The organism is Bradyrhizobium sp. STM 3557 (assembly GCF_045571465.1).
Taxonomy (GTDB): domain Bacteria; phylum Pseudomonadota; class Alphaproteobacteria; order Rhizobiales; family Xanthobacteraceae; genus Bradyrhizobium.
In genome coordinates, this window is record NZ_CP120697.1 from 6,738,979 (window position 1) to 6,759,721 (window position 20,743).

Below are 20,743 nucleotides of genomic sequence, written 5' to 3' on the forward strand. Positions count from 1 at the left end.
TCCGGGTGACCGTCCGCAGCGCGTCCGCGATCCCGCAGATCTACGTAGTATGAATTTTCAAATAAGCGCCATGCGTTTAGGGGATTGGCAACCTGAAGGTGAGCAAAATTTTTTCATTCAAATCCTTTGGAGATCTGTCCATGCGTACCCCGACAACGACGCCTGCTGCCCCTCCGCATCGCGGCACGGCCGGCTCTTTCCGCATCGCCATCGGCCTGGCGCTCGCAGCCAGCGCCAGTGTGGTGTTGTGGGGCACCGGTAACCACAACTTCTCCTTCGCCAGTGCATCATCCGTGACGCTCGAGGACCGGGTCGCCGCCCTGACAGCAGAACTCGCTCAGGTCAGGAGGGAGACCGCCGTGCTGCGGGAGATCCAGGGCGAGACCTCCGAGGAGTTTGCTCATATCCGCGCCGGCCTTGCCAATGCCGAGATCAGCCTTGCCGGGCTACGCACCTCCACCGACGAGAACGAGGCACGTCGGCGCGAGACGACGGCCCAGATCGAGTCGAAGCTCGCCGAGCTGAAGGGCGAAACGCTCCGCCTCCGCATGGCGCAGGACGACACCACGACCGAGATGGGCTCGCTGCGTGCCGGCGTGGCGAACAGCGAGATCGGCCTCGACTCGCTCCGCTCGTCCACGGGCGATATCCGCCTCCAGGTCGCACGCATCGAAGCTGTCACCGAGGCGACCAGCTCGATCGCCAGGGGCCATCGGCGGCATCACAGGAAGTGGGTGGCGCAACGCTGAGGCTCGGCCCGCCCTGCTCGGGAGCATGGGCTGGATGACGTGCGGGAAGCCTTGAGCGAGTCCCATGTGACACTCTCATGTGGCTCGCTGGCAGCCGCATCATCGAGCAATTCCCGCGGTCGCAACACTCAATTGCGGCCAGGCGCAATACACGTCACGCGACGGCTGGCCGCCGCCGCGCCAGCACCAGGAGGCCGAGCACGATCGCGATGTTGACCGCGTTCCAGACCACGCCGTTGGCGAACGCGGCCGTGTAAGAGCCGGTAGCGTCAAAGATCACGCCCGAAATCCAGCCGCCGAACGACATGCCGACGACGGTGGCGAAAATCACGATGCCGACCCGTGTCGCGGCCTCGCGCGCCGGCATGGTCTCGCGGATCACGATGGCGTAGCTCGGCACGATACCGCCCTGGAACAGGCCGAACATCGCCGAGATCAGATAGAGCGAGGAGAGACTGTCGAAGAACAGATAGAAGGTGAGCGCAAAGCCCTGCGCGAGCGAGCCGAGCAGCAGGGTGCGAATCCCGCCGATGCGGTCGGCGAGAAAGCCGGAGCCGATCCGGCTGACGATGCCGAAGCCCATCATCAGAGACAGCATCTCGGCGCCGTGGGCGACGCCATAGCCGAGATCGCCGCAATAGGCGACAATGTGGACCTGCGGCATCGCCATCGCCATGCAGCAGGCGACACCAGCAATGCACAGCAGCGCAGTGAGCGCGTTGGTCGAGATCGCAAGCTTGAGCGGTGGCGGCGGCGCTTGGGCGTGATCATGGGCGCCGGCGCCGCCCATGCGGGCACGCAGCACCAAGAGCAGCAGTGACATGGTGATCGCGCAGAACAGGCCGATCGCGACATGGATGCCGCGCCAGCCGAGCCACTCCAGGCCGAGATTGATCAGCGGCGGCCACACCGTGCCGGCGACGTAATTGCCGGCGGCAACGATGGTGACGGCGAGACCGCGATAGCGGCTGAACCAATGCGAAGCCTCGGCCATCAGCGGCGCGAACGTCGCCGACGTGCCGAGCCCGATCAGGAAGTAGACGGCCTGGAACTGCCACAGCGTCGTCGAGGCGCCGGCGAGCAGATAAGCGATCCCGGTGCAGGCGATGCTCAGGGACATCGCGGTGACGATGCCGAAGCGATCGGTGATGCGACCGACAATGATGCCGCCGAGGCCGAAGCCGAACATCGTCAGCGTGTAGGCGAGCGAGACCGCGCCGCGAGACGCCGCGAACTCGGCCTGAACGCCAGGCAGCACCACCACGACCGACCACATGCCGACGCCGCCGATCGAGGCGATCAGGAGTGCCAAACCGAGCCGCGTCCAGGCCTGAGGCGAGTCCGGAACGAAGGCTGGTGTTTTCTCACATTGTTTCAAGGCGGCATGCACGGCGCGGGCAAGTTCTTCGGTTGACCGCCCATCGTCAAGCCATATTGCTGCGATATTGGGCATGCAGAAGCAGCGCAACAACGACGAGAAACATTGCGCGATCCGACCCGCGACCGAGCTTGGCGAAGCAGAGGTTTGCGGTTAGGTTGCGCGCGAACGAGGAAGGTTTTCGAAAACGAATGTCGTTGCGGCTGACGCGATCGATGAGGGTTCTGGCGGGGCGGCTGATTGCGCTCGCCTATCTCTTCTGCGTGTTCAGCCCGGGCGTGGCGCTTGCGTTCGGCACCGGTCCGGAACCCTGCTTCGACGAATTCGTCGCACCGATCGCCGCCGCACATCACGAGATCGCGCATCATGAGACCGCGCAACACGCGATGATGGCGCAGATGCGGGCCGAGGACGGCCGGCACCATCACGAGGGCATGCACACGCATCATCTTGATGTCGCGCATGAGGACGCCGCCGCCCCGGTCGATCACCACGATCATGGCAAGATGCCGGGCGCCTGCTGTGCCGCGCTTTGCGTGGTCGGCATCGCGGTCGATCTGCCGAATTTGACCGCGCCGACGCGGATCGCCGCGGGCCAGGTCTTCTCCGGCGAGCAGAGCCTGGTCGGCCGCGCACCGCCGCTCCTCTATCGTCCCCCCATCGTCCTGACCTGAACGAACGACGCGAGCTGCAGCGGCGCTTGCCGCTGTGCTGCTTCATCGACAGATCAGGGGATCATCCATGTTTTCGCCATCGGAGGCGAAGCACGCCCGCGCATCTTCAGCGCGCGGCTGCTTGCATCTTCTTTCAGTCATTCTGCTGATGCCGGCGGCCATCATCGGGCTCGCGGGCTGCCAGCCCAAGACGATTGCGCTCGCCGGTGCCGATCCGGCCGATCCCGCGGCCAAGGTCGCACCGATCCGCGATCGCGCTACGACCTCGCCTTACGCGAGCCTGCGTCCGGCGTCGCCGGCACCATGGCGCGAGCGCAACGACGACGTCGCGCCGCGGTCCGGACCGGACCGGCAGGAGCGCTGATCATGCGAGGACAATCGCTCCTGCTGCGATCGCTGCCTGTGGTCGCCGCGCTGACCTTTTCCGGCTGCGCGTCGTTCTCGCCCGACGGCGGCATGGCCGTGGTGTCGGACATCACGAGCCGGACCATCGACCACGAAACCACGGCGGTGAGCAGCGCCGACGATGCCGACCGTGCGCGCAAGGCGGCGCGGCGACTGCTGGCGCGGCCGCTTTCGACCGAAGCCGCGGTGCAGGTCGCGCTGTTCAGCAACAAGGGCCTGCAGGCGAGTTACAACGAGCTCGCCCTCAGCGAGGCCGAGCTGGTCCAGGAGAGCCTGCCGCCCAATCCGACCTTCTCGCTGTCGCGCATTTCCGGCGATGGCGCGAGCGAAGCCGAACGCCAGGTGGTGGGCGACATCCTGGCGCTCGCGACCCTGCCGGTGCGCTCCGAGATCGCGCGCGACCGTTTCCGTCAGGCGCAGCTCAAGGCGGCGCTGGCGACGCTGCGGCTCGCCGCCGACGTCAGGCGCGCGCAGGTCCGCGCCGTTGCCGCCAACGAGCTCGTCGGCCTGCTGACCGAGGCGCAATCCGCAGCCGAGGCCACGGCCCAGCTCTCGCGCAAGCTCGGCGAGACCGGCGCGCTCAACCGGCTCGACCAGGCCCGCGAGCAGGTCTTCTATGCCGAGACCACGGCCGAGCTCGCGACCGCGCGCCAGGCCGCCTCCAGCGCGCGCGAGCAGCTCACGCGCCTGATGGGCCTGTGGGGCGACGATCTCGGCTTCCGCCTGCCCGACCGGCTGCCCGAGCTGCCGCGGCGGCCGCTCGACCAGCCCTTCGTCGAGGTCGACGCGGTCCGTCACCGCATCGATCTGCAGATGGCGCGCATCGAGCTTACGGCGTTGGCGAAATCGCTCGAGCTCACCGAGGCGACGCGCTTCGTCACCCTGCTCGACGTCGCCGGAATCGAGCGGCGGACCCGCGATCCGGAGGCGCAGCCGTTCCGCGAACGCGGCTTCGACGTCGAATTCCAAATCCCGATCTTCGACGGCGGCGAGGTGCGCCTGCGGCAGGCGACCGCGACCTATGAGCGCGCCTTCAACCGCCTGACCGAGAAGGCGGTCAATGTTCGTTCGGAGGCCCGCGATGCCTATCGCAGCTATCGCGCTGCCTACGATATCGCCAGCCACTACCAGCGCGAGGTGCTGCCGCTGCGGCAGATCATCAGTGACGAGATGCAGCTGCGTTATTCGAGCATGCAGGTCGACATCTTCGCGCTCCTGGTGGAGGCACGGCAGCGCCTCGCTTCGCGTCGCGCGGCCGTCGATGCCAGGCGCGCCTTCTTTCTGGCGCAGGCCGAATTGTCAGCCGCTGTCAATGGCGGAGGAAGCGGCGGCGAGGCCGTGCAGGCGCGCGCGCAGATCTCCACGAGCGATGACTAGAGCGTTTCCAAGCGAAGTGGATACCGGTTCGCGTCAAGAAAACGCGTCAAAACAAAGAGGAGCAGCGAAGATGTTGTCACGCAGGACACTTCTCGGCACCGCGGCGCTGGCAAGCGCGAGCGCCGTCAGCGGCAGAGTCCAGGCCGCGGCGATTCCGGAAGCGCCGAGCATGGACCGCGGCACGATGCAGCCGCCGCTGCGTCCGTCGAGCGGCCCCGACTACAACCCGGTGGCGACTTTGAACGGATGGTCGCTGCCATGGCGCATGAACGGCGATTGGAAGGAATTCCACCTCGTCGCCGAACCGGTGGTGCGCGAATTCGCTCCCGGCATGAAGGCGCATCTGTGGGGCTACAACGGCCAGTCGCCCGGCCCGACCATCGAAGCCGTGGAGGGTGATAAGGTGCGCATCTTCGTCACCAACCGCCTGCCCGAATACACCACGGTGCATTGGCACGGCGTGATCCTGCCCTGCGGCATGGACGGTGTCGGCGGCCTGACGCAACCGCACATCAAGCCGGGCAAGACCTTCGTCTACGAATTCGAGATGAAGCACAGCGGGACCTTCATGTACCACCCGCATGCCGACGAGATGGTGCAGATGGCCATGGGTATGATGGGCATGATCGTCGTGCATCCGCGCGATCGCGCCTTCCGCCCTGTCGATCGCGACTTCGTCTTCATCATGAGCTCCTACCTGATCGATCCCGGGACCTACCTTCCCAAGGTCAACGAGATGACCGACTTCAACATGTGGACCTGGAACGCCCGCGTCTTCCCGGGCATCGATCCGCTGCCGGTGCGGCTCGGCGAGACGGTGCGGATCAGGATCGGCAACCTGACCATGACCAATCATCCGATCCATCTGCACGGCCACAGATTCGCGGTGACCTGCACCGACGGCGGCTGGTTGCCGGAGAGCGCGCAGATCCCGGAGACGACGACCGACGTTCCGGTCGGTGCGATCAGGGCGATCGACTTCACCGCCGACAATCCGGGCGACTGGGCGTTCCACTGCCACAAGTCGCATCACACGATGAATGCCATGGGCCACGACATGCGCAACCTGATCGGCGTGTCGCGCAAGGACGTCGCGCGCGCGGTCGCGCGGCTGGCGCCCGATTCCATGGCCATGGGCTCGACCGGCATGGCGATGGGCAGCATGGAGATGCCGGCGCCCGACAACACGCTGCCGATGATGACCGGCGAGGGTCAGTTCGGATCGATCGAGATGGGCGGCATGTTCTCGGTGGTGAAGGTGCGCGAGACCCTCGCACGCGACGACTATCGCGATCCCGGGCCCTATCAGTTTCCCGGCGGCAGCGTGGCCTACGAAATCGACCCGCCCGCCGCCGGGCCGCCGCGCCGGAATGATCCGGCGACGGCGAAGCCCTCGCCGTAGCGCGATGCATTTAACGAAATCGACAAGCAGACAGGAGAGTTCGATGAAGACGACGACCGCGGCCGTGCTATGCGCCGCACTGACCGCCATGCTGGGCATGACGCCGGCGCTCGGCCATGGTCCGCACGACCATGGCTCCTACTCCGCCGGTGAGCCCGGCGATCCCGGCAAGCCGGCGCGGACCATCGAGATCCTGATGAACGAGATGGACTACACGCCGGCGCGCATCGAGGTCACGCGCGGCGAGCAGATCCGCTTCGTGCTGCGCAATGTCGGCAAGGAAGACCACGAATTCCTGCTCGCCACCACTCGCGAAAACCTCAAGCACGGCGAGCTGATGAAGAAATTCCCGCACATGGAGCACGACGAGCCGAACGGGGTGCGCGTGGCGCCGAACAAGACCGCCGAGATCGTCTGGAAGTTCAGCAAGCGCGGCACGTTCGAATATTCGTGCCTGATCCCGCTGCATCGCGACTCCGGCATGACCGGCCACGTCATCGTGAAATGAGACGGCGTGACATGAAGCGGCGCGAACCGAGACAGCAGTTCAACAGCAGAAGGAGACGATGATGAAGGCATTCATTCGCATGGCGGCAGCCGCCGCATTGGCCGCGAGCTTCGCGATCTCAGCCGCAACGGCGGCCGATTCGTCGATCACCGGCGAGGTCAAGAAGATCGACGAGAGCGCCGGCAAGATCACCTTGAAGCACGGTCCGGCCAAGAGCCTTGGCATGGATGAGCCGATGACGATGGTGTACCGCGTCAAGGACGCCAGCCTGCTCAAGTCGGTCAAGGTCGGCGACAAGGTCCAGTTCGAGGCCGAGCAGGCCGAGCAGGGCTACACTGTGACCAAGCTTCAGAAGGCCAAGTAGCCAAATCCAGGGAGCAAGCTCGCAGGGCGGATCGTCATCGGATGCGATCCGCCCGGGCGCGCCGATGCAGAAAGCCGCGGGACTGTGCCCGCAATTCTGCGGGCATCGGCCGTTAACCAATCGCTAACCATGCGCGGGCGAATCTCCGGCTTGCGGGGCGCGACCGCGGCACTTCCGGGGACAGAGAAAAAGACAGCATGGCAAGCACCGTCGGATCCCGCGCCTTCCAGAATGCGCGGGCACAGAAGAAGCTGAAGAAGCAGGTAGAGACGCTGCTGCCGGCCGCCTTCATCGCCTATCGCGAGGGCCGGCAGGCCGACGTGCAGGCGCTGTGCCGCCAGCTTCTGCAGGACTTTCCAAGCGTCTTCGATGCCGTGCATCTGCTCGGCGTGTCTTTGGTCGAATCCAACCGGATTGCCGAGGCGGTGCCGCATCTGGAGCGCGCGGTTCAGCTCGATCCGCGTTCGGCCGATGCGCACTCCAATCTCGGCTTTGCGCTGCTCAACCTGCAGCGCCATGACGAGGCGCGCGCGGCGCTGGAGCAGGCACTGGTCTTGCGGCCGAATTTTCCGACCGCGCTGCGCAATCTCGGCACCACGCTGCTGCGGTTAAAGCTCGCCGAGCCGGCCATCGCGGCGTTTTCCCGGGCGATCGCGCTCAAGTCCGACGACGCCGATTCCTGGTGCAATCGCAGCGTGGCCGAACTGATGCTGAAGCGTTGGGACGCTGCCGCTGCCAGCGCGGAGCGCGCGCTGGCTCTACGGCCTCGCCATTTCGAGGCGCTGGTCAACAAGGGGCTGTCGCATCTGGAGCTGCGCCATTACGACGTGGCGGAAACGGCGTTCAACGCTGCGATCGCGGTCAGGCCCGACATGGCGGAGGTGCTGGCGCATCGCGGCCGGCTCAACATGCTGATGGGGCGGCGCACTGCGGCCGAGGCCGATTTCGATGCCGCGGTGACGCGCGATCCGACGCTCGAAGTCGCCTGGCAGGGCAAGGCGCAAATGAGCATGCTGACCGGCAACGTGGCGCAGGCCATGCTCGCCTGCAAGCGCGTGCTGGAGAGAAACCCGACCGCCGAGGTGGCGCTGACCCTGCTCGGCGCCTGCCTCGGCCGGCTCGGCGATACCGCGAATGCGATTGCGCATTTCGACCGCGCGATCGAGATCAACCCTGACTACGACGAGGCGATCAGCAAGAAGATCTTCTATCAGGATTTTCTCAGCGAGGCCGATTTCGCGGTCCAGCAGGCGACGCGGCGACAGTGGTGGGATGCGATCGGCAGCAAGCTGCCGCGGCGGCAGCTCGTGCCCCGCTCGCTCGATCCGGACAGGCGGATCATTATCGGCTACGTCTCGTCCGATTTCCGGATGCATTCGGCGGCCTTCGCCTTCCTGCCGGTGCTGCGCGGCCACGACAAGGCGCAGTTCCAGATCAATTGCTACTCGTCCTCGACCGCGAAGGACTCCTTCACCGCGACCTTCCAGTCGATCGCCGACGTCTGGGTCGATGCCGTGCATCTGTCCGACGATGAGCTGGCGGACCGCATCCAGGCCGATGGCGTCGACATCCTGGTCGACCTCTCCGGCTACACCACCGGCAACCGCATTCCCGTGTTCGCGCGCAAGCCGGCGCCCGTTCAAGTCACGGCCTGGGGCAGCGGCACCGGCACGGGGCTAGCCACGATGGACTACTTCTTCGCCGATCCCGTGACGATCCCGCAGGAGGTGCGGCACATGTTTGCGGAGACCGTCTACGATCTTCCGTCGGTGATCACGATCGATCCGATCACCGATGTTACGCCTTCGACATTGCCAATGCTGCGCAACGGCCACGTCACCTTCGGCGTCTTCAACCGGATCGACAAGATCTCCGACGAGGTGCTCGCGGTCTGGTCGAAGCTGCTCGCCGAGATCGATGGATCGAAGCTGGTGGTCAAGCACCTCGCGCTCGACGACCAACTCGTGCGCGACGGCCTGCTCGGCCGCTTCAAGGCGCACGGCGTGCCGGAGGACCGCATCGCCTGCATCGGCACGACCGAGCGCCTCGACCATCTGCGCGCCTTCGCGCAAATCGACATCTCGCTCGATCCGTTCCCGCAGAATGGCGGCATCTCGACCTGGGAATCGCTCTACATGGGCGTGCCGGTCATCGCCAAGCTCGGCCGCGGCGCCTCCTCGCGCGCCGCCGGCGCCATCCTCAAGGCGATCGGCCTCGACGATTGGGTGGCCGAGGACGATTCCGGCTATGTCGAGATCGCCAAGGCGTTCGCCACCAACCCGGCCTATCTCGGCACGCTGCGCGCCGAGCTGCCCGAGCTGATCGCGCATTCGGCTGCCGGTAACGTTGCGACCTACACGCGAGCGGTCGAAGCCGGCTACCGCCGGTTCTGGCGCGACTATTGCGCCGGGCACGCTGGATGACGTGAGCCGCTGGGACCGGTGCGCCTCGGGCGCACGGGCCAACTCGGGCTGATGCGCCTCGGGACGGCGCATTACAACCATGTGGTGTATCCCGCATTGCCGCTGTCATGCGGCCCCTCATCACAGTCGGCGCGAACGGCGCCTGACAACATTGGGTTTTCTCCGACGGGCGACTGTCGGCCAATCCGGTGATGGCTTTTTGGTGGCGATGTCGCGCGGCAGGTGCTGCACATTGCGACCAACCCGCGAGTAGTAGACCTCCTCCGATCAGCTCTGACATAGTGCGGCGAAGAGCCGCGTCGGTGACCGCCACGCGGCCGACTGAGGGGGAATGAACGATGCGGGCCACTGTCTTGATGGGCTTGCTTGCGGCAGGATTGGGTGTTGCCGCAGCATGGGTCGGCCCGGCGGCCGCACAGACCGCGCGGGCGCCGCGTCCGGCGACAGCCGCCGCCGTCGGCGAAGGCGGCAAGGTCCAGGAATCCAACGAATGGACGGTTGGTCTTGCCGGCGGCCTGCTCGAAGGCACCAACATCCGCTTCGCCGCCGAGATGGCGAAAGTGCTGGACGACAGGCCGAACCTGCGCGTGCTACCGATGGTGACCTACGGGGCGCTCGGCAACATCGAAGACCTGCTCTATCTCAAGGGCGTCGACGTCACCATCACATCGGCCGACGTGCTCGAGGAGTTCGTGCGCAAGGGCACGCTCGCCAACATCAAGAACCGGGTCCGCTACATCTGCTCGTTCTATATCAACGAGGTGCATGTCTACGTTCGTCCCGAGATCAAGACGCTCGAGGATCTCAACGGCAAGAAGGTCAGCTTCAATACGGCGGGAAGCGCGGCGAACCTGACCGGCGGCATCATCTTCGACCGCCTTCATATCAACGCGGAGCGGGTGTTGATGAACAATTCGATCGCGCTCGAGAAGATGCGCAGCGGCGAGATCGCCGGCGTGGTGCACGTCACCGGCGCCCCGACGGACCTGTTCGCCAAGTACAAGCCGGAGCCGGGCTTCCACTTCCTCCCCGTCCCGTATGCGTCGAACTTGAAGGACTACTATGTTCCGACGGCGCTGACGTCGCGGGACTATCCCAATCTGCTGGAGCCCGGCCAGATCGTCGACACCGTCGGCGTGCCGCAGGTGCTCGCCGTCTACAACTGGCCGCCCGAGACCGAGCGATATCGCCGTGTCGCGCGCTTCGTGGAATATTTCTTCAAGCGGTTCGATCAGTTCAGGCAGCCGCCGTTCCATCCCAAGTGGAACGAGATCAATCTCGCCTCCAGCCTTCCAGGGTGGACACGCTTTAAAGCCGCCGAAGAGTTGCTGGCGCAGGAGGCGCCACCGCCGGAGACCGGCGCCGGCAAGCAGCAATTCGACGCATGGATGAGAGCGAGGGCCGCCAAGACCGGCCAGCGCATGACCGACGAGGAGGCCGGTGCACTGTTCAAGCAATTCCAGGAGTGGATGAAGCGGGAAGGCAGCCAGTCGGCGGTGCGGTAAGCGGCGATTTTTCCGGCGACGCTACGCCGCGGCGCGTGGGGCGCGCCCCCACATTACAGCCCGGCGCGAGCGAGGATGTCCGCGACCCAGTCAAGAAAGACGCGCAGGCGCAGCGTCAGCTGGCGGTTCTGCGGATACAGCGCATGGAGCGGCGTCGGCGACGGCGGATAGCGCTTAAGCACCTCCACCAGCGTGCCGGCGGCGAGATCCTCCGTGAAGCGGTAGCGCGGCGCCTGAACAAGACCAAGCCCGAGCCGGGCGAGATCGGCCATGGTGTCGGAATTGTTGACCATGACCCGGCTCGGCAGCGTGACCTGCCGCACCGCTCCGTGACTTGTGAATTCGAGCGGCAGCACCTCGCCGGTGCGCGAGGAGATGAAGCCGATCATCTGGTGGCCGCCGAGCTCGTCGGGTGACCGCGGCGTGCCATGCGCGCGCAAGTACGCCGGACTGGCGGCGGTGATTTCCTCGATCGTGCCGAGCCGCCGCTGGATCATGCCGCTGGCATCCAGCTCGCCCGAGCGGATCACGCAATCGACGCCTTCGCGCACGAGATCGACCAGGCGGTCGCCCTGCCCGATCCGCAAATCCAGCAACGGATGGCGCGCCAGAAACGCCGGCAGATGCGGCAGCAGGAAGGTGCGCGTCAGCATCGGGTGGGCATCGATGCGGAGCAGGCCGCGCGGTCTCGCATCGCGCAACGCGGTCTCGGCCTCCTCGACCTCGGTCAGGATGGCAACGCTGCGCCGGTAGTAGTCTTCGCCGTCGAGCGTCGGCGTGACGTGGCGGGTGGTGCGCTCGATCAGGCGCGTGCCGAGGCGCGCCTCCAGCGCCTTCAGCACTTCGCTGGCCGTCGAGCGCGGGATGCCGAGATCGGCCGCCGCCGCGGTGAAGCTGCGGCGCTCGACGAGCCGGACGAACAGACGCATGGCATCGAAGCGGTCCATGTCAGATTGTTCGCCCAAACCGACAGGTGATGTCAATCCGGCAAAGATTATCCGAGCAAGCCGATCAGCTATTTCCGTTCCCGTCAAGGAATGGAGAACGGTCATGTCCAACGACCAGACAAGGGTTGCCATCGTCACCGGAGCCTCTCGCGGGATCGGCGCCGCCATCGCGGAGCGCCTCGCTGCCAGCGGCATCGCCGTGGTGGTGAACTATGCGCGCGGCCGCGAGGCGGCCGAGCAGGTGGTTAAGCGAATCGAAGCGGCCGGCGGCCGGGCGCTTGCCGCTCAAGGCGATATCGCCGGCGCCGACACGGCAGCAGCGCTGTTCGACGCCGCCGAACGTGCCTTCGGCGGCGCCGACATTCTGATCAACAATGCCGGGACCATGGAGCTCGGCGCGATCTCGGAGACGACCGACGCGGCGTTCGCGCGCCAGATCGAGGTCAATCTCACCGGCGTGTTTCGAACCCTGCGCGAGGCGGCGCGACGGCTGCGGGGCGGCGGCCGCATCGTCAATTTTTCCTCGAGCGTGGTCGGGCTCTATCAGCCGCGCTATGGCGCCTATGCCGCTTCCAAGGCCGCGATCGAGGCCATGACCCACGTGCTGGCCAAGGAGCTCGCGCCGCGCGGCATCACGGTCAACGCGGTGGCCCCGGGGCCGACCGAAACCGAGATGTTCTTCGGCGGCAAGAGCGACGAGCAGTTGCGCGCGATCGCGGCCGCCAATCCGTTCGGCCGCTTCGGCCAGCCACCGGAGATCGCCGCGGTCGTCGCCTTCCTGGCGAGCCCCGAGGCAAGCTGGGTCAACGGCCAGATTCTGCGCGTCAACGGCGGCGTCGTCTGACGCCGCGCTTTCATCACGGCCGGCCCAGCCGGACATAGCCATCACAACAAACAGGAGCTCTCATGCCGTTCGCCAACATCAAGGTCCCGCAAGCCGCACTCAGCAGGGCCCAGAAGGAGGAGATCGTCCATCGCATCACCGCGATGTTCGTCGATTACTTCAGCGAGGCCGCCCGGCCGCATACGATGGTGCTGATCGAAGAAGTCCCCGACGGCGGCTATGGCCGCGCCGACCAGGTGTTCGTGATCCCGCAGGACTATCGCGCCAGCGAGTGACCACGGTAGAAGCGCCTCGACATCAGCAAGGCGTTTCCACGCCGTCATGGCCGGGCTCGGCCCGGCCATCCAGGTCTTTGTTGCCACGAGCGACAGCTCGTAGGGCGGATTGGCGTTAGCGTAATCCGCCGTTCAAAATAGACCGAAAGCTCGCCGTACTCGTCCGACTGATCCGCCCTATGAGGTAGACTAGCGTTTCCTTGAAATCGGCTGTCGGTGGATGGGTTGAGCTCTCGCCGTCTCCAACGCTGTCATGCTCCGCCACCCGGTCCGGCCTTCGGCCGGCCGGATGACAGGCTCCGGCGGAGCATCCAGTACTCCGCGGCAGAAGAGATCGAACCAAAACGCGGCGGCGTACCGGATCGTCCGCCTTCGCGGACGATGACAGCGGGGCCTATACACAGGCCGTGACTTTGGAAACGGGTCGTCTAGTCGAACATTGCGCCGCTTGCTTCGGGTGGCGGCGAGGTATCGGCCGACGCTGATTGCGGCAGCAGGTCAATAGCGGCCAGGATATGGAGGATGACAAAGCCCGCGGCAATTATGAGCAGCAGCGTGTTCTCGGTCAGGATCGGGAGCCGAACGGAGGCTTTACGCTCCAATCTCACATCATCGGTCGTCATCGTCAGCAATCCCCCAGTTTGGTCAGATCGAGCGGCTGGCCCGCCCTCTCGAACAGATGGCCGTATTGCCTGAGAACGCGCTCGGCCTGCAGCCGCCGCGAGTGACGCAGCATCGCGAATAGAATATTGAAATAGCCGGCGCGCTGCGGCTTGGCTTCGCATTCGGTGCGCACGGGATTGATGGCCTTCAACGAAAATGATGCCTGGTTCATCGGACCGGCTCCACAATCGATTGAACATGCGCATAGGTCGCCTCTGCCCGGCGAAGCGGCTGTGGGGCATCTCACATTTCACGAAAGGTTTATTGCGCGGCCACGTGCGCCTGGACATCGCGCCATCCGTAGTTCGTAGGGCGGATTTAGCGTCAGCATAATCCGCCGGCCCACAACAAACAGTCGGCCCGCCGATACTCACCGGCATCGGCAACCGGCAAACGTGCCGTGACCCGCCTCTCTTTGCTACATCCGCACACGATCGAAGCGGAGGGATCACGCTTCCGCCTTCGCTCTTTAGCTACGGCGGACAGGTCGCTGATCCGCCCTCCGCGCCCCTCGCCAGCGACGGCGACATCTACGGAATCGGATATCCCTTCCACAGCCACTCCAACGCGGAGGGCAGCGTCTGCGCGATGGTCGGCCGGTCCACGTGCTTGGCGTTGCGCACGAACAGGAACTGATAATGATAGCCCTTGTCGGCCAGCACTTTGGCCATCAGCTCGGCCGAGAGCGTCCAGTCGTGCATGCCGTCCGGAATGGTCGGATTGGGATAGAACAGGTCCTGGTCGCCCATCTCGAACCAGTAGCGGATCGGCTTCACCGGTGCGCTCGGGATCAGCGGAGCGCCGGGCGGCTCTGAGGGCACGAGCGCGCCATCCTTCACGGTGAGATTGGGAGTGGCCGGGCCGGTCCATGGCGAATGGAATTCCCACGCGCCACCGCGTAAGGCCGGATTTTGCGGCCATTGCTGGTTCACCATCGTCGGCGAATAGGCAAGGACGCGATGATAGAGATCGGGATTGAACCACGCCATGATGAACGCCGCGGCACCGCTGGAGCTCAAGCCCATGGTCGCGCGCCCCTCGGGATCTCCAGTTAGCTTGACGCCGGCGTGCTGCTCGACGAGCGGCATCACCTCGCGCTGCACGAACTGCGAATAGGTCTCGGAGACCGTGTCGTATTCCCGGCCGCGCTGGGCTCCTTGCGCATCCTGCCCGCCATTGCCGATCTGGATTGACACCATCGGCGGCACGCGCCGCTGGTGAATCAGATTGTCGAGGACGGTGTTCATGTCCTTCCAGGCGGCGGAGCCGCCATCGCCCAGGACGATGAAGGGCACTTCCGTCCCCTTCACGTAGTTCGCCGGCACGTAGACCTCGATCTTGCGGGTCCAGGTGCCCGGATGGCTCGTCGTCACGATCATGTTCGACTTGTCGCCCGGCGCAGTGGTGGTGATCATGATCGAAGAGTTGGTGCAGCCCGCCACGTCATCGCGGATCAGGCCGGGGTTGTAGATCACGCTATCGCGCGACGACATCGTGAATGAGACGACGGTGCCCTTTGGCACGCCATCCTTCGCGATCGTTTCGGCCGCCGGCGCATGCGTCGGGCCGATGATGAAATTCCCCTCCGCGCCTGCGGGCGGCAAGCTGCCGTCGGGCAGCTCGGTCGCCTGGGGATAGTTTGGATTTTTGGGATCGCGCGTCGGCGGCTTGGTCGAGAGGTCGAGGCCGGTGGTGTCGATGAAGAACGGCTTGTCCCTGTCTGTTGTGTTGGCTCCGGGAGGCACCGCCATGTTCTGGGTCACGCAGGCTGAGGGCATTTGCGACGTCTGCCCTTGTTGCGTTTGCAATTGTTGTGCTTGCACCTGGCTGGCTGCGACGGCAGAGGCGGCGATCCACGTCCCCGCAAGGACAGTCAGGGCCCTCTTCATGTTTCCTCCCGTGCCGGCAGTCTTATGAGCAGGCTTTGAGGCGAGTATGTCGCGCGGTCGGCGAGTGGTCAACATGACAGCAAATCTCTTATCGCGCTTAGCGCACCGCTGAGATACACATGCTGCCGGAATCGGAACGTTCTGCTGACTCACCCTACGTGCATTACTGGCCTTTAGATGAATCGAATTTGCTGTTTCGTGTTGAGCGTCGCTGCAGGCTTAGTACCGCTGCCCCGCCCGAGCCTCGCGGACTCTCCTCCGTTCGACGCGCAAACGCTTTGTCAACCGCTCGAAGTTCATGACGGAGTGCCGGACGAGAAGGCGTGTCTGAAGGAACTAGGCGCGTCCGCCAGGCGAGACGGCCGCCAACTGACGCTCGGACTGGCTAACGGCAAGACCAAGGTCATCAGCGACGCCAAGGAATGCGAGGACGAGAACCAGGAGGCCTCCTGCATCACCTATCGGCTCGTCGGTCGACTCGGTGAGCAGTACTACATCGTGATGGTCGCACCGTACGAGTGCGCCTACATCACGCTTGTGAACCGCAAGTCCGGCACAGAGACCGAGCTGGGCGGTTGGCCCCGTCTCTCGCCAGACAAGACGCGCTTCGTGGTGATCGAACCCAGAGAGCCGGGCAATTGCGACACGAAATATGCAATCGCAATCTTTTCCCTGATCAAGGGCTCTGTGCGACTTGACTGGCAGTACAAGCCAGACGGCTTCGAGCTCTACGATTTTGATACCTGGAACGGCGGCAACCGTCTGCAATTGCAAGCGACCGGCGCCGACGGGAAGCAGGTCGCGAGCGATTTGACGCGGACCGCGCCGGGTTGGCAACTGAAGCGGCCGAACGGCGAAGTCAGCCTGGGCACGCCCACAGAGCCAGCTCAAGCCAAGCCTCCCAATACGCCGGCTGGCCGCTGATACCCCGTAGGGCGGATTAGCGTTAGCGTAATCCGCCAATCGACGATGAGAGGCAACTGAAAGTTCTGCGACTCTACATGGGCGGTTCAAACTTGATAATACGCAATGCCGCAGAACCGCTCGTCGACTCTTTTGATCTGACCAAGCGGCGGATCACGCTTCCGCCTTCTCCTGAGCTACGGCGGACAGTCGCTGATCCGTCCTACGCGCTGACCGGATTGAGCGCGCCGCGATCGTAGTCCCGCCCGGCCTTTCGTGCGACGGCCCATGCGGCGACGGACCCCAGGCCCATGAGCATGAACAGAATCCCGTCGCTCGATATGTGCAGACCGGCAATGAAAGCATAGCCGGGCAGCAGGGACAGCGCGAACACCGCCACCAGGACGGGCCTCAGGCGTATGACATCGCGCGATCTCAATGTCCGCGCAAATACAGCAAAAGCCAGGAGCTGCGCGAGCAGAAAGGGCAACACCGGCGTAACGAGCGGGGACGCCCGGAGGGTCAGCCCATCAAGCAGAGTCAGCGCCCAGCGGCCGGTCTTCCAGACGACCATGTAGATGATGAACTCCTTGGGATGGCTGGCGACAACCTTGAAGAAGGCATCGCGGAGGACATGATCGTAATCGGCGTCATAGAAATGGGCGAGCACGGTCTCGTCGAAATGCCGGCTGTCCGCGGGCAGGTCCGGGCGGCTGGCGAGGTAGGCGCACCAAGCCGCGGCATCTCCGCCCATCGTGAGCCCGCTCGGAGAAAACGCCGTGCACGGGAACATCTTTGGGATATCGTCGCCGTACGGCCAATTCCTCGTGAAGGTCATGCCGACAAACAGACGGTGCCAGACATTGGTGTTGAACCGCCCGGTCTCGAACCAATAGGATGGAACCGAGGCTGCCAGCGATCCCACGACCACTGCGAAGGTGACGGCAACGCAGGCACCGTATGTGATTGCGATGCGCCGCGCTTTGGGCTGGCGCAATGCCCGTGCGCCGGCGAGCACGGTCACGAGCAGCATGTAGGCGATCGCGCCGCGCAGCAGCAGTGCACCCATGAGGATGGCCGATTGGAGGATCAACAATCCGGCTCGACCCCACTCGGACCCCGCCAAGGAGGGTATCCGGCCTTCAGCCAACTCGAGGAATTCGAAGATCAGGTGGAAGGCCGGCACTACCGCCAGCATCATCACGTAGCGCTCGCCGGCCACCGGGCCGTGGTTCACCGCGATCGGATCGGTCCCCGCCATCGTGATCAGCATGACGGTGAGGCCGAGATATAGCAAAGGCACGATGAGCAGGCGCCCGTCCTGGTAACGCGCCACAAACGCCAGCGTCGAGGTGCCGAGCAGAGCTAGGAATGCAAGGACCAGCGACACCAGATGGGGGCCGAGCAGTTTCATCACCGTGCTGGCATAGACGGCAAAGGCGGGCCCGATCCCATCATTGGCGAAGACCAGACGATCACGCGGTGTTTCGGCCTTGGCTAGCCGCTCGATCAAGTCGCGCGGGTTCTCGCCGGACATCAGCTCCCGGCGGAAGTTGAGGTCCATCATGGTGAGCGGGGCGCCATCGAGCGTGTAGGAGAGGGCTGCGGGCAGCGCATGATGCCGCTCTCCGATCCAACCTGAGACCGCGTATTGCTGCTGAAACAGCACGGCAGCTGAAAACAGCGCCCACGACACAAGCGCAAGTGTGATTCTCAACCCGACGCGTCGCATGGTGCTCCCCGAAAGAGCGGTGACCATAGAGGCCCAGTGTCCGACCGACAACTGGGGTACCGCCGCTATCGATTACGAATTACACTGATGGGCGCTTCGGCAACACATGGCCGACGAGAAATCGATCCATGGACGCGATGGTCGACGCGACTGCCGATCGGTTCACGAGAAGGCCACTCAGAAATTACGGCAACAGTGCTGCCGCGTAGTCATGTCAACTTGATCAGCCATCGAAGGCGATCTTCTCCGGCCGTCCTGACCTGATGCCAACCCGTGCGGACACGACTACCCAGAATTGGTGTCGATGATTGCACCTGCGCAGCGTATCTGATGACAATCCATCACCTCTGGCGCTACTTTGAGCCTGCTGAGTCGCGCGACCGATCGGGATTTTCTTGGATGGACCGGGCCGACAAAATCCGAGTGAACTCGTCGCCAAGAGAGAGGTAGAACCATGGCAAGAGAAGCAATAATGGCCTCGGGGGCTGCTTCGGTCGGCCCTTACTCTCACGGAGTGGTGGCGAATGGTTTCGTCTATCTTTCCGGTCAGACGCCAATCGATAGCACTACCGGCCGATTGGTCGAAGGCGGGATAGATGCCGAGGTGCGTCAATGCTTTCGAAATCTCTCGGCTGCATTGGAAGCAGCAGGCCTCTCGCTTGATAACGTGATAAAGTGCAATGCCTTTTTGATTGATATGAGCGATTTCGCCACCATGAATGCTGTCTACGCTGAGCACTTCTCAGAACCCTATCCCGCACGCACAACAATAGGCGTGCTCTCGCTCCCGTTGGGAGCGAGAGTCGAGATCGAGATGGTTGCTGTCGCCTCCTCCGAGGCGACCCCACCACGCTGAGACAGGGTTTCCGATGGAAACAGGCTCGGAATTGAGGTGGCACCTTGAGAAGCGCCTTTTCAACTGCAGGAGCGCACGTGGCGCAAAATGGAGCAGTGGATCACGCTTCGCTGATCCCCCTCGAACGTCAAATCAAGCGGTTCGCGCTCAGCCGGCGTCGTCGCGACCGTCCGGCTCGCTCTGATCTGCGAGAGCCGCCTCCCATGCCTCGTCGTCCAACAGCTCGGCATCAGGATCGAACGGGCCGCTGATCAGAACCGGCTTGCCGTCTTTGCCGAATCGAAAGACGGCGTCGCTGTCATCAGCATTCACGTCACCGAAAATCTTCTCCACCGCGACGAAATCCCGATGCGGAGCAAAGCCGTGTCCTTTCGACCACGCGGCCAGCTCACGCAACAGCTTACGCGCTTCGCTCGGAGCGACCGGAACCATCGTGGAGCTCGAATCAGCCATGTCCAGGTAGTCCTCGACCTGCTGCTCGTCCATGAACCTGAACATCACGTCCTTGACGCCGAGCGCGAAGGTGTCGAGCAGAAACACAGCCACGCCGAGAGGCGAGGTGTGGCCGCGGGACAGGACCAGCGTCCCCAAGCCGATCTCGAACAAGCCTTCGTTGATGTAGCAATGCTGGATCGGCGCCTGTGCCGCCCTCGCCACGCGGGCGGGCAGGCTGTTGTGAATTGCATCGTCGCGTTTTGCCAATGCCGCCAGTTGCTTGCGCCGTTGCGCCTTCTTGGCCCGCTTCTGCGCCATGTTCACTGCCATCGTCGTCACTCCACGTTTCGTACCGTCATGATAGCAGTGAACTCGAGATGATGCAGGGGCGGCGGACTATTCTGGGGAAAGCCGATTCTCGCCCCATTTGTACCATGTGCTCGACCGGTTACCCGATGGGGCACACCCAATGCAGATTCTTCATTTCATTTTTTCCGAATTCGTGCTATACGACTTCCGTTCCCGCGGCGGATGAGGGGATGCTTCGCGATCGTCATGGACGTCGGGTGCGGGATGCGGTGGGCACGTCGGGTCGCAGCGTGGTCTTCTCGCGCCGACGAACGTATCCGAGCTGAGCTGCTCTGCGTAGTCAGGCGCAGGTGGACGTCCTCGCCCACTTCAGGAAAATCGAGATCACATCGCCGAGATGGTTCGGACTGCAAGCTGCTTCGAACACCTCATCTTTGACCCGGCAGACATACCAATCCACGTTGTTGTCGTGATTGTGCTGCACCTCAGTGAACGATCGATCGACCAAGTCCGTGAAGGACAGATCGATCGCAAGGCGCCAACCGGGATTGTCTATCGTCTCAATACTCACTCCACACTGATGTTCCCATTGCCCGTCGCATTGAGAGCCATACCACTCCTGCAAATCCTTGAGCGGATCAATGTCGCTCCAGCGTCAGTCATCACAAACACTTTCGAAATTCATCACTAAATCCCGGCAGCGCGAACTGGATTATCGTGATAGCAGAGGCGACCTTGTAGCGTGGGCAGAGTCGCGACTGCTCCACCGAAGCTAGAGTGCTGATTTCAGCAGCGCCCGGTGCCTATTCCTTCAGGTCGTCCTCGAAAGTCCGGCCCGCATAGGCGATGGTTATGATCTCCACCTGCCTTTTCAAGCCCGGTAGGCGATGGTGACACGCCGCTCAAACCCAATGGTGCGAAGTCCGGGCAGGATATCGTCGCGGCGCCTGCCGCGCTTCGCGAAGGTGGAGAGCGCCATGCAGGCTTCCTCGATGCGGTCGATGTAGCCACCCGCGATCTGATGGCCGGACCGCTCCGCGATGTAGTCATAGAGGCCAATGAGGTCGGCCTCCGCCTCCGGGCGGAATACGACCCTGAGCGCCAC

General features: G+C 64.1%; 22 protein-coding genes. 13 read left to right on the plus strand and 9 right to left on the minus strand.

Annotation, left to right across the window (positions count from 1 at the left end; genetic code table 11):
• Positions 1 to 140 precede the first annotated feature (140 nt).
• Positions 141 to 749 carry a hypothetical protein gene (locus P6U24_RS31130; RefSeq protein ID WP_407156240.1) on the plus strand — a complete coding sequence of 203 codons (609 nt, stop codon included), beginning with the start codon at positions 141 to 143 and terminating at the stop codon, positions 747 to 749.
• Between the two features lie 154 nt (positions 750 to 903).
• Here P6U24_RS31130 and P6U24_RS31135 read toward each other — a convergent pair whose 3' ends face one another.
• The gene (locus P6U24_RS31135) at positions 904 to 2,202 is read right to left on the minus strand and encodes an MFS transporter (RefSeq protein ID WP_407156241.1); all 1,299 of its coding nucleotides are present in this window, start codon (positions 2,200 to 2,202) and stop codon (positions 904 to 906) included.
• A 140-nt stretch (positions 2,203 to 2,342) separates the two neighbouring features.
• Here P6U24_RS31135 and P6U24_RS31140 point away from each other — a divergent pair, with 140 nt between their 5' ends.
• The 8 genes from P6U24_RS31140 to P6U24_RS31175 all read left to right on the plus strand — a co-directional run bounded on the left by P6U24_RS31140 (position 2,343) and on the right by P6U24_RS31175 (position 10,785).
• Entirely contained in the window at positions 2,343 to 2,801 is a 459-nt protein-coding gene (locus P6U24_RS31140; RefSeq protein WP_407156242.1) for a hypothetical protein, read from the plus strand.
• 67 nt (positions 2,802 to 2,868) lie between these two features.
• Positions 2,869 to 3,165 carry a hypothetical protein gene (locus P6U24_RS31145; RefSeq protein ID WP_407156243.1) on the plus strand — a complete coding sequence of 99 codons (297 nt, stop codon included), beginning with the start codon at positions 2,869 to 2,871 and terminating at the stop codon, positions 3,163 to 3,165.
• Between the two features lie 2 nt (positions 3,166 to 3,167).
• Complete coding sequence (locus P6U24_RS31150) at positions 3,168 to 4,583, plus strand: TolC family protein (RefSeq protein WP_407156244.1); 1,416 nt, start codon at positions 3,168 to 3,170, stop codon at positions 4,581 to 4,583.
• A 70-nt stretch (positions 4,584 to 4,653) separates the two neighbouring features.
• Entirely contained in the window at positions 4,654 to 5,985 is a 1,332-nt protein-coding gene (locus P6U24_RS31155) for a multicopper oxidase family protein (RefSeq protein ID WP_407156245.1), read from the plus strand.
• 43 nt (positions 5,986 to 6,028) lie between these two features.
• Positions 6,029 to 6,493, plus strand: coding sequence for a cupredoxin domain-containing protein (locus P6U24_RS31160; RefSeq protein ID WP_407156246.1), 465 nt, complete (start codon positions 6,029 to 6,031; stop codon positions 6,491 to 6,493).
• Positions 6,494 to 6,554: 61 nt separating this feature from the next.
• Complete coding sequence (locus tag P6U24_RS31165) at positions 6,555 to 6,857, plus strand: copper-binding protein (RefSeq protein WP_407156247.1); 303 nt, start codon at positions 6,555 to 6,557, stop codon at positions 6,855 to 6,857.
• A 197-nt stretch (positions 6,858 to 7,054) separates the two neighbouring features.
• Positions 7,055 to 9,280 carry a tetratricopeptide repeat protein gene (locus P6U24_RS31170; RefSeq protein WP_407156248.1) on the plus strand — a complete coding sequence of 742 codons (2,226 nt, stop codon included), beginning with the start codon at positions 7,055 to 7,057 and terminating at the stop codon, positions 9,278 to 9,280.
• A gap of 338 nt (positions 9,281 to 9,618) precedes the next feature.
• Positions 9,619 to 10,785: a TAXI family TRAP transporter solute-binding subunit gene (locus P6U24_RS31175; protein WP_407156249.1), complete on the plus strand. Its 1,167-nt coding sequence runs from the start codon at positions 9,619 to 9,621 to the stop codon at positions 10,783 to 10,785.
• A gap of 53 nt (positions 10,786 to 10,838) precedes the next feature.
• On the opposite strand, the gene P6U24_RS31180 is transcribed toward P6U24_RS31175, so the two are convergent.
• On the minus strand, positions 10,839 to 11,732 hold the full coding sequence (locus P6U24_RS31180; RefSeq protein ID WP_407156250.1) for a LysR family transcriptional regulator: 894 nt from the start codon (positions 11,730 to 11,732) through the stop codon (positions 10,839 to 10,841).
• A gap of 103 nt (positions 11,733 to 11,835) precedes the next feature.
• Between P6U24_RS31180 and P6U24_RS31185 the strand changes: the two genes are divergently transcribed.
• Entirely contained in the window at positions 11,836 to 12,576 is a 741-nt protein-coding gene (locus P6U24_RS31185) for an SDR family oxidoreductase (RefSeq protein WP_407156251.1), read from the plus strand.
• 62 nt (positions 12,577 to 12,638) lie between these two features.
• Positions 12,639 to 12,851, plus strand: coding sequence for a 4-oxalocrotonate tautomerase family protein (locus tag P6U24_RS31190; protein ID WP_407156252.1), 213 nt, complete (start codon positions 12,639 to 12,641; stop codon positions 12,849 to 12,851).
• Positions 12,852 to 13,279: 428 nt separating this feature from the next.
• On the opposite strand, the gene P6U24_RS31195 is transcribed toward P6U24_RS31190, so the two are convergent.
• The 3 genes from P6U24_RS31195 to P6U24_RS31205 form a co-directional block, all read right to left on the minus strand.
• On the minus strand, positions 13,280 to 13,474 hold the full coding sequence (locus tag P6U24_RS31195; RefSeq protein ID WP_407156253.1) for a hypothetical protein: 195 nt from the start codon (positions 13,472 to 13,474) through the stop codon (positions 13,280 to 13,282).
• Between the two features lie 2 nt (positions 13,475 to 13,476).
• Positions 13,477 to 13,686: a hypothetical protein gene (locus P6U24_RS31200; RefSeq protein WP_407156254.1), complete on the minus strand. Its 210-nt coding sequence runs from the start codon at positions 13,684 to 13,686 to the stop codon at positions 13,477 to 13,479.
• Positions 13,687 to 14,044: 358 nt separating this feature from the next.
• On the minus strand, positions 14,045 to 15,292 hold the full coding sequence (locus P6U24_RS31205) for an alpha/beta hydrolase (protein WP_407156255.1): 1,248 nt from the start codon (positions 15,290 to 15,292) through the stop codon (positions 14,045 to 14,047).
• Positions 15,293 to 15,709: 417 nt separating this feature from the next.
• Here P6U24_RS31205 and P6U24_RS31210 point away from each other — a divergent pair, with 417 nt between their 5' ends.
• Positions 15,710 to 16,327, plus strand: coding sequence for a hypothetical protein (locus P6U24_RS31210; RefSeq protein WP_407156256.1), 618 nt, complete (start codon positions 15,710 to 15,712; stop codon positions 16,325 to 16,327).
• A gap of 202 nt (positions 16,328 to 16,529) precedes the next feature.
• Here P6U24_RS31210 and P6U24_RS31215 read toward each other — a convergent pair whose 3' ends face one another.
• Complete coding sequence (locus tag P6U24_RS31215) at positions 16,530 to 18,065, minus strand: hypothetical protein (RefSeq protein ID WP_407156257.1); 1,536 nt, start codon at positions 18,063 to 18,065, stop codon at positions 16,530 to 16,532.
• A 427-nt stretch (positions 18,066 to 18,492) separates the two neighbouring features.
• Between P6U24_RS31215 and P6U24_RS31220 the strand changes: the two genes are divergently transcribed.
• Positions 18,493 to 18,894 carry a RidA family protein gene (locus tag P6U24_RS31220; protein ID WP_407156258.1) on the plus strand — a complete coding sequence of 134 codons (402 nt, stop codon included), beginning with the start codon at positions 18,493 to 18,495 and terminating at the stop codon, positions 18,892 to 18,894.
• A 147-nt stretch (positions 18,895 to 19,041) separates the two neighbouring features.
• Here P6U24_RS31220 and P6U24_RS31225 read toward each other — a convergent pair whose 3' ends face one another.
• The 3 genes from P6U24_RS31225 to P6U24_RS31235 all read right to left on the minus strand — a co-directional run bounded on the left by P6U24_RS31225 (position 19,042) and on the right by P6U24_RS31235 (position 20,743).
• The gene (locus P6U24_RS31225) at positions 19,042 to 19,647 is read right to left on the minus strand and encodes a hypothetical protein (RefSeq protein ID WP_407156259.1); all 606 of its coding nucleotides are present in this window, start codon (positions 19,645 to 19,647) and stop codon (positions 19,042 to 19,044) included.
• 331 nt (positions 19,648 to 19,978) lie between these two features.
• Positions 19,979 to 20,263, minus strand: a complete 285-nt coding sequence (locus tag P6U24_RS31230) for an immunity 53 family protein (RefSeq protein WP_407156260.1) — start codon at positions 20,261 to 20,263, stop codon at positions 19,979 to 19,981.
• Positions 20,264 to 20,509: 246 nt separating this feature from the next.
• Complete coding sequence (locus tag P6U24_RS31235) at positions 20,510 to 20,743, minus strand: type II toxin-antitoxin system RelE/ParE family toxin (protein ID WP_407156261.1); 234 nt, start codon at positions 20,741 to 20,743, stop codon at positions 20,510 to 20,512.